Origin of the sequence: Sedimentitalea nanhaiensis DSM 24252 (genome assembly GCF_000473225.1) — a bacterium.
In the GTDB taxonomy this organism is placed as follows: domain Bacteria; phylum Pseudomonadota; class Alphaproteobacteria; order Rhodobacterales; family Rhodobacteraceae; genus Sedimentitalea; species Sedimentitalea nanhaiensis.
In genome coordinates this window covers 106567-122764 of record NZ_KI421509.1, presented here as the reverse complement: position 1 = coordinate 122764, position 16198 = coordinate 106567, and the positions used below count along the sequence as shown (strand labels likewise).

Genomic DNA, 16198 nt, shown 5'->3' with positions numbered 1-16198 from the left:
TGTGCCACCTGCACCAAAGAGGAATTTGGAATATTTGCAAATTTTACACCAGCGATAAAATGCAAAACGCAAATTAGATAATTAACACTTGAACCTATGGACCGGAAGATCAAGGTGGGACAAAAGCGAAAGCACATCATGACCGACTCGACCAACATACGCTTCGTGAACGGGCGCCCCCCGCCGCATATTGCAACCTTGATCATGATGTCTGGGCTGTCGGCGCTGGCGATGAATATCTTCCTGCCCAGCCTGCCCCACATGACCGAGCATTTTGAAACTGACTATCGGTTGATGCAGTTGTCGGTCGCCCTGTACCTGGGCGCCAGTGCTGTGCTCCAGTTGTTCATCGGGCCAATCGCAGACAAGCTGGGTCGCCGCCCCGTGACCCTGTGGGGTATTGCCCTTTTCCTGTTGGCGACCGCAGGCTGTTTGATCGCACCCACGGTCGAGATTTTCCTGCTGTTTCGCATGAGCCAGGCAATCATCGCGGTCTGCATGGTGCTCAGCCGGGCGGTGGTGCGCGACATGTACCCGCAGGACAAGGCTGCCAGCATGATCGGCTATGTCACCATGGGCATGGCTGTTGTGCCGATGATCGGCCCCGCCATTGGTGGGGTGCTGGACGAGCTTTTCGGCTGGGAGGCCAATTTCTGGTTGCTGATCATTCTGGGCTTGCTGCTTTTGCTGCTGGTTTGGGCCGATCTGGGCGAAACCGGGGGCAAGAGCGGTTTGACCCTGCGCCAGCAGTTCGGCGAATATCCCGAACTGCTGACCAGCCCCCGGTTCTGGGGCTATTCGATGGCCGCTGCCCTGTCCTCGGGCGCGTTTTTTGCCTATTTGGGCGGCGCGCCGTTTGTCGGCACCGAGGTATTCGGTCTGAATCCAGGCGAATTGGGCTTATATTTCGGCTCTCCGGCAGTTGGTTACTTCATCGGCAATTTCCTGACGGGCCGGTTCGCAGTCCGCTTTGGCATCAACAAGATGATCCTCTGGGGCTGTGCCTCGTGCTGCCTGGGCCTGGTCCTTTCGCTGCTGGCCATGATGGCCGGAGCCGACTCGCCACTGAGCTTTTTCGGCTTTATGGTCTTTGTCGGGCTGGGCAATGGACTGGCCATGCCCAATGCCACCGCCGGGATGCTGTCGGTGCGCCCGCATCTCGCGGGCACCGCGTCCGGTCTGGGCGGGTCGATCATGCTTGCTGGCGGTGCAGCGCTGAGCGCGCTGGCGGGTGCCCTGTTGACGCCGGAAACCGGAGCCTATCCGCTGTTGTGGATGATGCTGATCACCTCGGCCCTGAGCATGGTCGCGATCCTGATGGTCATCGTGCGCCAACGTCAGCTGGGCCTCTAGGTGCTTGCGCAGACCGGTTTGCAAACCTAGCGTAGTCTGAAATTGGATTTGCAAAGGCGCACCATGGCCACACAGAAACTATATGCCGGCGCCAAGCTGCGCGAAATGCGCACGCGGCTGGCTCTGACGCAAAAGGACTTTGCCGCAAAGCTGGGTGTGTCCCTGCCCTATTTGAACCAGATGGAGAACAACAACCGCCCCGTCAGCACCACCGTGGTACTGGCGCTGGCGCAGGAATTCGGCATGGACGTGACCGAGTTGAGCACTGGCGACAGCGAACGGCTGGTCAGCGACATGCGCGAAGCGCTGGCGGACCCGGTCTTTGCCGACACCATGCCGCCTGTGGCAGACCTTCGCCTGACCGCATCCAACGCCCCGGCGCTGGCACGCGCCTTTATCGAACTGCATCGCAGTTATCGGCAGACCCATGAAAGGTTGGCCTCGCTGGACGAGGCCCTGGGGCGCGAGGATGCCCGAAACCAGAACAGCCCCTGGGATGAGGTGCGCGATTTTTTTCACTACTGCGACAACTACATCGACGCGGTTGACCGTGCCGCCGAGAATTGCGCCAGTCGGGCCAGCACGGCGCAGGACATCCGCGCCACCGCATTGGCACAGCTGACAGAACGTGGCGTTGTCGTGGCCCTTACCGACATGAGTCCGCTGCGCCAGTTCGATGCCGAACGTAAGATCCTGCGACTATCCACGCGCGCCACACCGCAGACCCAGGTATTCCAGTTGTTGCTGCAACTGGCCTTGCTGACGCAGGACAAGTTGCTCGAGGCAACGCTGGATCTTGCCCGGTTTCATTCCGACGCCGCCCGCGCCATCGCCAAGATCGGTCTGGCCAACTATTTCGCCGGGGCCGCGCTGATGCCTTACGGGGCATTTCTGGCGACGGCTCAGGAGTGCCGTCACGATCTGGAGCGCCTCAGCCTGCAATTCGGGGCTTCGATCGAGCAAGTCGCGCACCGGTTGTCCACGATGCAACGGCCCGGCGCCAAGGGAATCCCGTTCTTTTTCGTCCGGGTCGATCAGGCCGGTACAATCACCAAGCGCCACAGCGCGACGCGCCTGCAATTCGCCCGCTTTGGCGGTGCGTGCCCGTTATGGAATGTACATCAGGCGTTCGAGACGCCAGGCCGATTTCTGCGGCAACTGGCGGAAACTCCGGACGGGGTACGCTATATCAGCCTGGCGCGCGATGTGTCCAAACCGGGTGGCTCATACGGGGCACCGGTGCGCCGCTACGCCATCTCTCTGGGCTGCGAGGTGCGCCATGCCGGTTCGCTGGTCTATGCCGATACGCTGGACGTCAGCAATGCAGGGACGTTTGAACCGATCGGCATCTCCTGCCGGATTTGCGAGCGCAAAACCTGTCACCAGAGATCCGTGCCACCGCTCGAGCGGCAACTGACCATCGATGAAAATGAACGGGGGGTGCTGCCCTATCAGGTCAGCTGACGTTCCGGCACACTTTGGGGCGTGCCGGAACGCGAGGTCATCATGCTGACAGGATGCCCCAGATCTGATCCTTGAGCAGGCCGCGTTTCTTGCGCATCTCGACCTCGGCCAGTTCTTCGACCGGCTCGACGTTGGTCTCCGCGCGATGCACGGCGCGATTAATCTCGTGATACTCGTCAAACAGCTTGGCAAAATGTGCATCGGACTGCTTCAACTCATGCATCCGTTCGACGCTGTCGGGGAATTCCTCGGCCAGCTCATGTGGGGTGTGAGACATCTGTTCGCTCCTTTTATCTCTTGTTCGGCGTCAGGGTATGACACGTTTCCAATGCCGTACATTGACGCGGATCAAACCACCGGCACAACTTGCAAATTTTCACCGCCGGGCGGCGCGCCATCCAGCTGCGCGGGCCTCGGCCGCACTGCAAAACCAACGCTCGCCCTTGGTTGTGTCGATTTTGGTACGCCGATAGTGGTGCTGACCCGAAACATGATAGATCCGCACCCCCCTGGACGAGATGTTGCCCTTGATCGTACAGCCTGAAACCGATGTGGCCGCCGTGCGCGAACGTTGTGCCGCACGATAGGCCGCGGGTGCCTGAACCACCGTCCCATGCAGACCGCGCCCGCTCTGTGCGGCCCCCTTTTCGTCCAGATCGTAGTCCATCGAATATTTGCGATAGGCAAATGACAGACCGTCCCGAACCAACTGACGCGCAACATCCACCCCGTCGATATGGCAGCGCGTAACACTCCGGCCGTACCGGTCCCGATCGAGCCTCTCGCAAAGCGCCTGACGGCCTCCATAGCGCCGATCCACCTCGGCGGTAGCCCAACGCCCGCAGGCCCATGCGGTGCCGTCATTACGCTGGCAGGTCTGTGCCGCCTCGGGCGCGTCGATCCCGAACAGGCGCACCCGCTCGCCCCCGACATCCCATGTATCCGCATCGATGATCCGCACCGCTCCCGCGGGATCGGCAAACAGGACGGATGGCAGAAGCATGAGAACGAAGGCAGCACAAAGTCTTAACATGTGCCTGTATGGCCCGCGCTGGCACGGCCATCAATAGCTCCCGTTAAAAATGCTTAACGCTGCGCGATCTGCCAGTTCGGGTGGATCCACGGTTCGTCATTGGCAGCAGGCAGGCTGCGTCCCAACAGATGATCCGCGACCTTTTCCCCGACCATGATCGACGGTGCATTCAGGTTTCCATTGGTGATACGCGGAAAGATGCTGCTGTCGGCCACGCGCAGCCCATCCACCCCGATCACCCGGCCTTCCGGGTCGACGACCGCATCCGGATCATCGACCCGGCCCATCCGGCAGGTGCCACAAGGATGATAGGCACTTTCGGCATGTTCAGCGATGAACGCGTCCAGTTCGTCATCGGTTTGCACATCCGTACCCGGCTGGATCTCGTGGTTCACATAGGGTGCAAAGGCGGGTTGATCAAAGATCTCGCGGGTCAGACGGATGCAGGTGCGAAAATCCGCCCAGTCCGACGCTTCGGACATATAGTTGAAGCGGATCACCGGTGAAGCGGCTGGATCGGCGTCCCGCAGGGAAACTCTGCCCCGGCTTTTGGCGCGCATCGGCCCGACGTGCGCCTGAAACCCGTGCCCCTCGGCAGCGACCTTGCCATCATAACGCACGGCGATGGGCAGAAAGTGATACTGGATGTCCGGATAGGGCACTCCGGGGCGGCTGCGAATAAACGCGGCGCTTTCGAACTGGTTGGACGCGCCCAGTCCAGATTTTGCAAGCAACCACTGCGCCCCGATCATCGCCTTGCTGACCAGGTTCCAGTGTTTGTACAGGGTGACCGGCTGGCTGGCTGCCATCTGGATGTAAAGTTCCAGATGATCCTGAAGGTTGCCCCCGACACCGGGCCGGTCGGCCACAACGTCGATGCGATGTTCGGCCAGATGCCGCGCCGGGCCGATGCCCGACAGCATCAGCAGCTTGGGCGAGTTGATCGACGACGCCGCCAGCACCACCTCGCGGCGGGCGCGGATGACCTCGCAGCTGCCCTTGCGCTGAACTTCGACCCCGATGGCCCGCCCCTCTTTGATCACCACCCGGCAGGCCAGACCGCGGATCAGGGTGCAGGTGTCACGCTTCAACGCCGGTCGCAGATAGGCATTGGCCGCCGACCAGCGCCGTCCGCGCCAAACTGTCTGGTCCATCGGGCCAAAGCCTTCCTGCTTTTGCCCGTTGTAATCGTCTGTGGTCTCGTACCCGGCTTGGTTCCCGGCCTGCACAAACGCATCGAACAACGGGTTGTGGCGTGGTCCCCGCGTGACATGCAGCGGCCCGTCGCGGCCACGCCAATCCGGATCACCGCCATGACCGCTGTCATGCCAGCTTTCCATCCGTTTGAAATAGGGCAGCACGTCGGCATAGCCCCAGCCATTCGCGCCTTGTTCGGCCCAATGGTCGAAATCCATCGCATGACCGCGCACATAGACCATACCGTTGATGCTGGACGAGCCGCCAATCACCTTGCCGCGCGGGCAGGCCAGCTGGCGATTGTTCAGATGCGGTTCGGGTTCGGATCGATAGCCCCAGTCATAACGCGCCATGTTCATCGGATAGCTCAGCGCGGCGGGCATCTGGATGAACGGCCCCGCATCGGTGCCGCCGTGCTCGATCACGATGACCGAAGCGCCGGCCTGCGACAGGCGGTACGCCATCGCGCAACCGGCGCTGCCTGCGCCAACGATGACAAAATCGGCCTCCATTATGGGAACTCCTTACCAAAGACGCCGTTGCAAGCCGCTTTCATGTCTTCGGTTGCGCTAATTCTGGAAATGGGAAGATTCATCATCCGCCCCTCGGGAATCTCTGGTTTTCCTCCAGAACATTCAGGTCCATGTGGTTGCGCATATAGCGTTCCGATGCTTTCTGCAGCGGCTGATAATCCCAGGGGTAATACCCACCCTGACGCAACGCTTCGTAGACCACCCAGCGCCGAGCCTGACTGGCGCGGACGTCGGCATCAAAACGCTCCAGATCCCAGCGGGCTTCGGATTGGGCACGCAGAGTGTGCAGGGTGTCCTGATGCACCGGGTCCATGGCCAGGTTGGTCAACTCGTGCGGATCCGCCTCGAGGTCGAACAGTTGATCAGGGTCCAGCGCACAGCGGTTGTATTTCCATTTCCCGTACCGCAGCGAGACCAGCGGCGCATCCGAACCCTCGGCGGCATATTCCATGGCCACCGGTTCGGTGCGCTCGGTGCCATTGGCCAAAGGGGTCAGGTCCTGTCCGTCGGTCCACGGCGCAATTTCGGCCATATCGACACCGGCCAGCGCCGCCAGCGTCGGGGTCACATCCAGCGTCGAGACCGCCGTTTCGATGCGTCCGACGGGCAGATCGGGGGCGGATATCATCAGCGGCACACGAGACGATCCGTCAAAAAAGGACATCTTGAACCACAGGCCGCGTTCGCCCAGCATGTCGCCGTGATCCGAGACAAAGACCACGATCGCCTCTTGCCCGGTGTCCTCGACCACCTGCAAGATTTCACCGATCTTGTCGTCCAGATATGAGATATTGGCGAAATAGGCCCGGCGCGAGCGGGCAATATCCTCGGCGGCGATGTCAAAGCTGCGCCAGTCATTGGCGTCAAACAGGCGCTTTGAATGCTTGTCCTGATCGTTGTAATCTATCGCCGGGACCGTCGGTGCCAAGTGATCGCAATCCTCGTAGAGATCCCAGTATTTGCGCCGCGCGACATATGGGTCGTGGGGATGGGTGAAACTCACCGTCATGCACCAGGGACGATCGTCGTGGCCCCGCGCCAGATCGTACAGCTTGGCGGTGGCGTGAAAGGCAACCTCGTCGTCGTATTCCATCTGGTTGGAAATCTCGGCCACCCCCGCCCCGGTGACGCTGCCCAGGTTGTGATACCACCAGTCGATGCGCTCTCCGGGCTTGCGATAATCCGGCGTCCACCCGAAATCGGCGGGATAGATGTCCGTGGTCAGGCGGGTCTCAAACCCGTGCAGCTGGTCCGGGCCGACAAAATGCATCTTACCCGACAGACAGGTATGATACCCGGCGCGGCGCAGATGATGGGCATAGGTTGGAATATCGCTGCGGAATTCGGCGGCGTTGTCGTAAACGCCGGTGCGGCCGGGCAGTTGCCCCGACATGAAGCTGGCGCGCCCCGGCGCACAAAGCGGGCTGGCAGTATAGGCATTGGCAAACCGGGTCGAACGGGCCGCCAGACGTTTCAGGTTCGGCGCATGCAGCCAGTCGGCGGGGCCATCGGGAAACAGGGTTCCGTTCAGCTGGTCGACCATCAGGATCAGGATATTGGGTTGGGTCATTGGCGAGGGGCTTTCAACATATCCAACACAGAAAGGGCATGTGCCGTGGCAATCTGCGGCGCGTCGGGATCATTCAGCGCCGAGCGGATGTACAAGCCGTCGATAAGAGCCGCCAACGTGTTGGCCGCTGCCACCGGATCCGCCGAATAAGGCCGCAAAGCGTGGCACAGGTTGGACCTGATCCGGTTCTGATAGATGTGCCACAGCCGCAGCGCCTGATCGTTGGTCTGGGCCATGACATAAAACGTCATCCAGGCGCTGATCGTCTGTGGCGTGAAACAGGACCGCGCGAAACAGGTGCGAATGATCGCCGCCGCGCGCTCACTTGCAGGCGCGCGGGCCAGTTCGCTGCGCACTTCGGCTCCGAAATCCGTCAGAATGCGGCGCATGGCGGCGACAAAGATATCCTCTTTTCCACCAAAGTAGTGATGCGCCAGAGCGCTGGACATACCTGCCCGCCGTGCGATCTGGCTTACGGTCACATCCAGTGATCCGGCCGCGCCTATTTCCGCGATTGTGGCCTTGACCAACGCATCGCGCCGTAAGGGTTCCATTCCGATCTTGGGCATGCGCCGTACTCCGCCGTGGGTTCGGAGCGAGGTTAGAATCTGTTTATTGACTCGTCAATCAACAAAAACGATCCACTCCCGTCCGTGAACCCGCCCGTAAAATCGGCGGGTTCAGACCTTGGTTGCGGGAGTTGGCGGCGTGATCGGCTGGTGTTTGAGCATATATTCACGCCAGGTGATGAAACTGACCGCACCCAGGATCAGCCCGCCCCCCAGCACAACCCAGATGTCCACCGGTTCGCTGAACACCAACGCGCCCAGCGCAGTCGCCCAGACCAGTTGCAGGAAGGTCACCGGCTGCGTCACAGCCACCGGCGCGGCGGCAAAGGCCAGCGTCATCGTATAATGGCCCGCTGTGGCAAAACAGGCCACGCCGAACAGGATTCCCAACTCGGTCAGGGTCGGCGTGACCCACACCGCATAGGCAAAGGGGGCCAGCGCGATGGTGACCCAGATCGACAGCATCCCCACAACAACTGCCGCATTGACCCGGTCAACTGTAAACTTGGCCAAAAGGTAGCTTCCGCCAAACACCACCGCCGCCAGCAGCATTGCCAGATGGCCAGGCTGTACCTCGCGAAACCCGGGTCGCAGAATGACCGCAGCCCCGATCAGCGCCGCGACCACGGCCGCTATGCGCCGCATGGCCAGTCTCTCACCCAGAAACATGGCCGCTCCCAGAGTGACATAAACCGGGGCCAGATAGTTGATCGCCGTTACCTCGGCCAGGGGAATTCGGGTCATCGCGTAGAACCACATCATCACGCCCATTGCATGAAAAATGCCACGTATCGCAAACAACGCCATCAGACGGCCATTCAGCCGGGTATTCAACATCGACGGCAGCATCGGCAACAGGAACACCAGCCCCAGCAAATAGCGCAGAAAAGCCTGTTCCGCGGGCGGTATGCGCGGCCCCAGGAACTTGACGATCGCGGTAACGGCAACAAAGCACAGGCCAGTCACCAGCATCCACATGATTCCCACCAGAGGCCGGGATGTCGGGGCGATACTCATACAGGGGTTCAACACCCAATCCGATGCGGATTCAACCCTTCACATAACAAGCAGTTTCGCGGCAATTGCCCACATGGTCAGTCCGATCAGCCCATCCAGCACCTGCCACGCCCGCGGACGACCGAAAAACGGTGCCAGCAGGCGCGCGCCATACCCCAAGCCAAAGAAAAATGTGAAACTGGCACATACCGCCCCAAGGCCAAATGCCAGCCGATCCGAATATTGCGCCGAAATCGACCCGATCAGAACCACCGTGTCCAGATAGACATGCGGGTTGAGCCAGGTAAAAGTCAGTACCGACAACAGTGTCGCCAGCAATGTGCTGCCATCGCCGCCCCCGGCATGCAGCGCCGCGCCACCGCGCCAGGCGTTGCGCAGGGCAAGCCCGCCATAGCAGATCAAGAACGCAGCCCCGCCAAGGCGCATCGCCAGATCTAACCAGGGCGCAAGCATTGCCAGATGACCAAACCCGGCCACCCCGACGGCAATCAGCACCGCATCTGACAGGGCACAGGTCAGACAGGTCCAGAACACGTGTTGCCTGCGCAATCCCTGGCGCAGAACAAATGCATTTTGCGCCCCGATGGCCAGGATAAGGCTGAAACCGAGGAAAAAGCCGGGAAGAAAAGCGGATGACATTGCGGCAACCCCTGTATGACCCTCGTTTGACTAAGGCCATGAGACGGCGTAATCCAGTTAATCATCATCATCGCAGATAAGAGATGCTAATGCAGTTCGATCCTCATCACCTGGCGGCGCTGGCGGCAGTGTTGCGCTGTGGCAGTTTTGAGGCGGCGGCGGGCGCGTTGGCCGTGACCCCTTCGGCGATCTCGCAGCGCATCAAGGCATTGGAGGATCGTGTTGGCACGGTTCTGATCCGGCGCGGCCCGCCCTGCACCGGAACATCCGCAGGTCTGCGCCTGTCCAAACATGCCGAGGATGTGGCCCTGCTGGAATCCCAAGTCAGCCGCGAATTGTCTTTGCAGCGCCAACCCGGAAAGGTTCATCTGCGCATCGCTGTCAATGCCGACAGCCTGGCGACCTGGTTCGTGGCCGCGATGGCTGCGGTGCCCGATATTCTGTTCGACCTGGTGATTGACGATCAGGATCACAGTGCCGACTGGCTCAGGCGCGGCGAGGTCAGCGCCGCCGTGACCGCACAGGACAAGCCGGTCACCGGTTGCGACGCCCTGCCACTGGGCGCTCTGCGCTATGTCGCCACCGCTAGCCCGGCCTTTATGACGCGCTGGTTTCGGCACGGGGTCACTGCCGAAACGCTGGCTCGGGCCCCCTGCCTGACCTTCAACCCAAAGGACATGTTGCAACGGCGTTGGATCACGCAAACGGTGGGGGCGCGCCTGTCGCCCCCGGCGCATTACCTGCCGTCGACCCAGGCCTTTGTCGATGCCGCGCGCGCCGGTCTGGGATGGGGCATGAACCCGCAGGTTCTGGTCGACACCCTGATCCGGGACACCCTGCTGATACCATTATGCGCCGACGCGCCGTTGGACATACGTCTGACCTGGCAGGTCAACCGCATCATGGGAACGGCCCTTGCTCCGGTCACCCGCGCGATCCGCGACGCCGCACAAGCGGGGTTGATCGCAAACGGACCTTGCCGCGTCTGACCTGCGCGGCAATACTGACGTGCACTCAACCGGAGACCAAGATGTTCGCCAAGGAAGCCCTGAGTTACTTTGCCATCCCCCTGCCCGACCGGACCGAAATGGACGATACGCAAATGCGCGCGCAGGCTCGGGAATTCTACGACAGGATGCGCCGTCGGCACACCGTGCGGGACTATTCCGACCGCCCGGTGCCACGCGACGTGATCGAAAGCTGCATCCGCACCGCTGGCACGGCCCCATCGGGCGCCAATCATCAACCCTGGCATTTTGTCGCCATCGCCGATCCGGCGCTCAAACAACGGGTGCGCGCCGCTGCCGAAGAAGAAGAACGCCGGTTCTATGACGGTGGTGCGGGCGATGAGTGGATCAAGGCGCTGGAACCGATCGGGACCAACGCCGACAAACCCCACCTGACCGTGGCCCCCTGGCTGATCGTGGTCTTCGCCCAACGCTGGGGCACGTTTCAGGACGGCACCCGGTTCAAGAACTACTATGTGCCCGAAAGCGTCAATATCGCCACCGGTTTCCTGCTGGCGGCGCTGCATCACGCGGGCCTGTGCACGTTGACCCACACACCCAACCCGATGAAATTTCTGAACGAGGCGCTTGGTCGCCCCGCCTCGGAAAAGCCGACCATGATCATCGCCGTGGGACACCCCGCCAAAGACGCGACAATTCCATCGGTAGCCAAGCAAAAGAAACCGCTGGCCGAGATCCTGAGCGTGTTCGACTGAAGCGTGTTGCGTTCAATTGTAGACGGCTAACGGCAATGCACACTCGGTGCCCTGGACAGTTCCAGTTATCCGATCAATTTTCCCGCAGTACAATTGACGCCCGCGTCAAAGCTGGTCCATCACCTCGTCTGAGGCTTCAAAGTTGGTGGTGACGCGCTGCACGTCGTCATCGTCTTCCAGGGCATCGATCAGCTTCATCAGCTTTTCCATCCCCTCCAGATCCATCTCGGTGGTGGTGGTCGGTCGCCAGACCAGCTTGGTCGAGTCCGAGTCGCCCAGCTCTGCCTCAAGCGCGCTGGCGACATCGTTCAAATCCGTGTCCGCGCACCAGATGATATGCCCGTCCTCGGTGCTTTCCACATCCTCGGCCCCGGCCTCGATCGCCGCCATCATAACCGTGTCCGCATCGCCGACGCTGACCGGATAGGTCACCTCGCCCTTGCGGTCGAACATGAACCCGACACTGCCGGTTTCACCCAGGTTCCCGCCGTTCTTGGAAAACGTCGAACGCACGCTGGACGCGGTACGATTGCGGTTGTCTGTCATCGCCTCGACGATCACCGCGACGCCATTGGGGCCATAGCCCTCATAGCGGATTTCCTCGTATTCGTCCCCATCTCCGACCTGGGATTTCTTGATCGCGCGGTCGATCACGTCCTTGGGGACCGAACTGGATTTGGCCTCTTTTACCGCCAGGCGCAGGCGCGGGTTCTTGTCCGGATCCGGGTCGCCCATCTTGGCCGCCACGGTGATTTCCTTGCTGAGTTTGGAAAACAGCTTGGACCGCGCGGCATCCTGCCGCCCCTTGCGGTGCTGGATATTTGCCCATTTGGAATGGCCGGCCATGAATAGCCTCCTGAAGATAGACCCGATTTCATGCTCTATAGGTGAAAGCGCTGGCCGGGTTCAATCCCTGTAAAGAGGACAACCCTGCAATGGCCGCCACTCAGGCACCGCCGATTTGCCGCACGTTTGGCCCACGCAGCAACCGGTGGGCCAGCGCCGGAGACAGCCGGTTGAGCAGACGCAGCAAGCGGGTGCGCTCGATCCAGATCTCGTCCCGGCCCGCTTCGATCCCCTTTAACAGATCCTCAGCCGCCCGTTCGGGCGGATACCGATCGGGCATATCCCGCGACAGCGAGGTCGCCACCAGCGTCATCACCGTTTCGCTGACATGCACCGGCAGACCGGCATCCTGACACTGATATCGCAGCGTCCGCACAAAGCTGCGCAACCCGGCCTTGGTCGCGCAATATATCGCCGCCTCGGCGCGGGACGCGATGGCCAGACCGGAGGTGACGACATTGACAAAGCCGGGTCCATTCGCAGCCAGTTGCGGCACCATGGCTACGGCCAATTGCATCGGCGCGGTCAGGTTGATGGACACTTCGCGCGCGATCCGCGTGTCATGATCGCCCTGCGTCAGGTCGACATGCTCCATGATCGCCGCGTTCGCGATCAGCCCGCAACATGCCGGATGATCCCGCGCAATCCGCTCCGCAAGCCTGCGCGCCGCGCCGGTCTGCTCAAAATCCAGCAGCAACGGCGTAACCCCCGGAACCTGAAATGCGGTCCGCGCAACCCCCAGTACATCCACGCCGCGATCAATCAGCAACCGGGCGAGTTCGGCACCGATCCCGCGCGAAGCCCCTGTCACCAGCACGGTGCGTCCCCTCATGTTCATGTTGCCGCTCCTTTTTCCCCGCTTGCAATCAGTCTTGATGACCCCAATAATCCGAACAATTGCTCGACTTTTCCACTCGTCTTCCCGAGGTATTGGCCATGGTCCAGATTTCTCTGCGGAAACAACCGGTTCAGGCCCGGTCTCAGGCCACCTGTGCGGCGATCAAAGAGGCGGCTGCTCGGATTCTGGTGACCCGTGGCATCGAGGCTCTGAACACCAACCTGATTGCGGAAACCGCCGGGGTCTCGGTCGGTACGCTGTACCAGTATTTCCCGTCCAAACAGGCCATCCTGGCCGAATTGATCCGCGACATGCGCGCCGAAATGCTGACCGATTTGCAGCGCGGGCGCCAAGCGGCCCAGGGCTGCGATCTGAACACGACCGTGCGCATTCTGATCGATGCCACGCTGGATCACCACCGGCGCGATGCACCGCGCGCCGAAGCCCTGGAGCATGCCGAAGCCACGCTGCGGATGGATGGCGAAACCGAACGGCTGAAAGCCGACATTCACCTTCTGGTCGTCGAAATCCTGACCTTGTTCGGCGTGGACGCACCGGCGCGGGCGGCGCGCGATCTGGCCGCCCTTGCCAGCGGCATGGCGCGGGCGGCGGTCTGGGCGGGCGAGACCGATTTCGACGACGTGGCGGCCCGGATCACACGGGCGGCCACGGGCTATCTGAGGCCAAACTGAATTGGCCCCGTATCATCCCCTATCATCCCGGCCAGGCAACTGATCACAACAGGCGAACCACCACATGACCACCGACCAGATCATCCTTTTCGCGCTGTTTGGCGCCGTATTCGCAGGCTTGCTGTGGGGGCGCTTCCGATATGATCTGGTGGCGTTTTCAGCCCTGATGCTGGGCGTCGTACTGGGAGTCGTGCCGACCGAGGATGCGTTTTCCGGCTTTGGGCATCCCGCCACGCTGGTGGTGGCATTGGTTCTCATCGTTTCGGCCGGGCTGGTGCGTTCGGGGGCGGTGTTTCTGATCACCCGCACAATGGTCGACAGCAGCCGCGCGCTGCAGGGGCACATCGCCCTGATGGGCGGCATCGGCGCGGTACTGTCGGCCTTTATGAACAATGTCGCCGCACTGGCCCTGCTGATGCCGGTCGATATCCAGACCGCGCGCAAGGCCGAACGCAGCCCGGGGCTCAGCCTGATGCCGCTGAGCTTTGCCACTATCCTGGGCGGGATGGCCACGCTGATCGGCACCCCGCCGAACATCATTATCGCGTCGATCCGGGCCGATGCGCTGGGAGAGCCGTTCAGGATGTTCGACTTTGCCCCGGTAGGCGGGATCGCCGCAATTGCCGGCCTGATCTTTGTGGCCCTGATCGGCTGGCGGCTGATCCCCGACCGTGGCGAAGCCACGGGCGGAGCGGGTAAACTGGCCGAATACATAGCAGAACTGACCGTGCCCGAAGGCTCGGATCAGATCGGCAAACGTCTGGCGGAACTGGACGAGACGGCCGAAAAGACCGACGTGGCCATTCTGGGGCTGATCCGCGATGGTAAGCGGCGCTATGGCCGCGCGGCCAATGCGCTGCTGCGAGGGGGCGACACGCTGGTACTCGAGGCGCGGCCCGACGCGCTGGATGAATTCCGTTCGGCACTCAAACTCGATTTCTCGGATGCCAAACGTCAGGAAATGCTCACCGCCGCCGGCGAAGGTCTGGAGGTGATCGAGGTCGTGGTGCGCGAATCTGCCCGCATCGCGGGCAAGACCGCCCAGGGCATCGGGTTGTCCTGGCGGCAGAACACCGTGCTGATGGGAATCTCGCGCCAGGGCCAGCGGATCACCAAGCACATGCGCCAGACCGAAATCCTGCCCGGCGACATCTTGTTGCTGCTGTGCCCGCGCGACCGGGGGCCGGACGTGACCGAATGGCTGGGCTGTCTGCCGCTGGCCGAACGGGGGCTGAATGTGACCGCCAATGAAAAGGTCTGGCTCGCGACCGGCCTGTTCGCCGTGGCGGTTGCAGCGGCCAGCCTGGGGCTTGTGTACCTGCCAATTGCGCTGGGGCTGGTGGTGGTGGCCTATGTGCTGACCCGGATCCTGCCCATCGCCGAGATTTATGACCATGTCGAATGGCCGGTGGTGGTGCTGCTGGGGTCGATGATCCCACTTGGCGCGGCACTTGAAACCTCGGGCGGAACCCAATTGATCGCGGGCGCCCTGACCGATCTGACCCGGGGCATGCCGGCCTGGGCGATCCTGACGGCGCTGATGGTCGTGACCATGACGCTGTCGGATGTGCTGAACAATACCGCGACCACCATCGTCGCCGCTCCGGTCGGCATTCAGATGGCGCAAACCCTTGGGGTGTCACCCGATCCCTTCCTGATGGCCGTGGCCGTGGCGGCGTCGTCGGCTTTTCTCACGCCGATCGGGCACAAGAACAACACCCTGATCCTGGGCCCCGGCGGCTATCAGTTTGGCGACTACTGGCGCATGGGCCTGCCGCTCGAAATCATCATCGTCGCGGTCTCGATCCCCGCAATCCTGCTGTTCTGGCCGCTCTAGGGTCAGGCGGGGTCCAGCAGGAAACCGGGCAAAATTGGCCGCGACATCGTTGATCCGCGCGAAAACCGCTTCACAGTGCGCAGCTCGCCCGATAAGCCCAGGTCATGAAACGCTTTCTGATCCTGCAACTGCGCCCCGAGTCCGACGCTGCGGATGACGAGTTCGCCGCAATCCTGAACAAATGCGCACTGGACACCGCGCGCGTCCACCGCGTGCGGCTGGACCGCGAAACGCTGCCCAGCACTCTGGACGTATCCATCTATGCCGGAGTCATCGTGGGCGGCGGCCCCGGCTGTGTCAGCGATCCCGCCGAGACAAAATCCGATCTGGATGCCCGGACCGAAGCCCAGATCTTGGCCCTGATGCCGCAAATCATCGCCCGCGATCATCCCTTCATGGGATGTTGCTACGGGCTGGGCATCCTGGCTCATCATCTGGGCGGCGAGGTCAGCAAGGCCCGGTACGGCGAAGCGGTCGGCCCAACCGATTGCCGCCTGACCCCAGAGGCGCAATCCGACCCGCTGACAGCCGGGTTGGACAATAATTTCCAGGCCTTCGTCGGTCACAAAGAAGCGGTTCAGGCCCTGCCGCCGGGCTGTGTGCATCTGCTGGCTTCGGACCCGTGCCCGATCCAGATGATCCGCTATGGGCAGAATGTCTATGCCACACAATTCCATCCCGAGGCGGATGCAGGCGATTTCGAACGCCGCATCCGGATCTACCGCAACCACGGTTATTTCCCGCCTGAACAGGCAGACGCGCTGATCGAGCTCTGCCACGCCGCCACGGTCACCGAACCCGGTGAAATCCTGCGCCGCTTTGCCGCCCGCTATGGCTGACCCCACGGCGCGCACCGTCGGCCCATTGCCTGAGCGACCCCGACCTGC

At 61.9% G+C, this 16198-nt stretch carries 16 protein-coding genes; 7 read left to right on the top strand and 9 right to left on the bottom strand.

The features are described from left to right. Positions 1-138: 138 nt before the first annotated feature. The gene (locus NANH_RS0102145; RefSeq protein ID WP_027260565.1) at positions 139-1353 is read left to right on the top strand and encodes a multidrug effflux MFS transporter; all 1215 of its coding nucleotides are present in this window, start codon (positions 139-141) and stop codon (positions 1351-1353) included. A gap of 63 nt (positions 1354-1416) precedes the next feature. Then, positions 1417-2817, top strand: coding sequence for a helix-turn-helix domain-containing protein (locus NANH_RS0102140; protein ID WP_027260564.1), 1401 nt, complete (start codon positions 1417-1419; stop codon positions 2815-2817). 40 nt (positions 2818-2857) lie between these two features. Here NANH_RS0102140 and NANH_RS0102135 read toward each other — a convergent pair whose 3' ends face one another. The 7 genes from NANH_RS0102135 to NANH_RS0102105 form a co-directional block, all read right to left on the bottom strand. Beyond that, positions 2858-3094: a YdcH family protein gene (locus NANH_RS0102135; protein ID WP_027260563.1), complete on the bottom strand. Its 237-nt coding sequence runs from the start codon at positions 3092-3094 to the stop codon at positions 2858-2860. A gap of 99 nt (positions 3095-3193) precedes the next feature. Further along, entirely contained in the window at positions 3194-3820 is a 627-nt protein-coding gene (locus NANH_RS0102130; RefSeq protein ID WP_245601377.1) for a thermonuclease family protein, read from the bottom strand. Positions 3821-3903: 83 nt separating this feature from the next. Continuing rightward, on the bottom strand, positions 3904-5559 hold the full coding sequence (gene betA / locus NANH_RS0102125; protein ID WP_027260561.1) for a choline dehydrogenase: 1656 nt from the start codon (positions 5557-5559) through the stop codon (positions 3904-3906). Positions 5560-5641: 82 nt separating this feature from the next. After that, entirely contained in the window at positions 5642-7150 is a 1509-nt protein-coding gene (betC, locus tag NANH_RS0102120; protein WP_027260560.1) for a choline-sulfatase, read from the bottom strand. Then, entirely contained in the window at positions 7147-7719 is a 573-nt protein-coding gene (gene betI / locus NANH_RS0102115) for a choline-binding transcriptional repressor BetI (RefSeq protein ID WP_027260559.1), read from the bottom strand. Before betI ends, betC begins: the two co-directional genes overlap by 4 nt. Before the next feature lie 111 nt (positions 7720-7830). Then, positions 7831-8736 (bottom strand): DMT family transporter, encoded by a 906-nt coding sequence (locus NANH_RS0102110; RefSeq protein WP_074920521.1) that lies wholly within the window; start codon positions 8734-8736, stop codon positions 7831-7833. 39 nt (positions 8737-8775) lie between these two features. After that, positions 8776-9375: a LysE/ArgO family amino acid transporter gene (locus tag NANH_RS0102105; protein ID WP_027260557.1), complete on the bottom strand. Its 600-nt coding sequence runs from the start codon at positions 9373-9375 to the stop codon at positions 8776-8778. Between the two features lie 89 nt (positions 9376-9464). On the opposite strand from NANH_RS0102105, the gene NANH_RS0102100 reads away from it, so the two are divergent. Both NANH_RS0102100 and NANH_RS0102095 read left to right on the top strand, forming a co-directional pair. Then, on the top strand, positions 9465-10364 hold the full coding sequence (locus NANH_RS0102100) for a LysR family transcriptional regulator ArgP (RefSeq protein ID WP_027260556.1): 900 nt from the start codon (positions 9465-9467) through the stop codon (positions 10362-10364). A 41-nt stretch (positions 10365-10405) separates the two neighbouring features. Then, positions 10406-11098 carry a nitroreductase family protein gene (locus NANH_RS0102095; RefSeq protein WP_027260555.1) on the top strand — a complete coding sequence of 231 codons (693 nt, stop codon included), beginning with the start codon at positions 10406-10408 and terminating at the stop codon, positions 11096-11098. Positions 11099-11203: 105 nt separating this feature from the next. On the opposite strand, the gene NANH_RS0102090 is transcribed toward NANH_RS0102095, so the two are convergent. Next, a complete protein-coding gene (locus NANH_RS0102090; RefSeq protein ID WP_027260554.1) occupies positions 11204-11944 on the bottom strand; it encodes a YebC/PmpR family DNA-binding transcriptional regulator in 741 nt (246 codons plus the stop codon). Positions 11945-12044: 100 nt separating this feature from the next. After that, a complete protein-coding gene (locus NANH_RS0102085; RefSeq protein ID WP_027260553.1) occupies positions 12045-12782 on the bottom strand; it encodes an SDR family NAD(P)-dependent oxidoreductase in 738 nt (245 codons plus the stop codon). A gap of 98 nt (positions 12783-12880) precedes the next feature. Between NANH_RS0102085 and NANH_RS0102080 the strand changes: the two genes are divergently transcribed. The 3 genes from NANH_RS0102080 to NANH_RS0102070 all read left to right on the top strand — a co-directional run bounded on the left by NANH_RS0102080 (position 12881) and on the right by NANH_RS0102070 (position 16150). Continuing rightward, positions 12881-13474 carry a TetR/AcrR family transcriptional regulator gene (locus NANH_RS0102080; protein ID WP_036049276.1) on the top strand — a complete coding sequence of 198 codons (594 nt, stop codon included), beginning with the start codon at positions 12881-12883 and terminating at the stop codon, positions 13472-13474. Between the two features lie 64 nt (positions 13475-13538). Next, a complete protein-coding gene (locus NANH_RS0102075) occupies positions 13539-15311 on the top strand; it encodes an SLC13 family permease (protein WP_027260551.1) in 1773 nt (590 codons plus the stop codon). Between the two features lie 104 nt (positions 15312-15415). After that, on the top strand, positions 15416-16150 hold the full coding sequence (locus tag NANH_RS0102070; RefSeq protein ID WP_027260550.1) for a glutamine amidotransferase: 735 nt from the start codon (positions 15416-15418) through the stop codon (positions 16148-16150). The last annotated feature ends 48 nt before the right edge of the window (positions 16151-16198 follow it).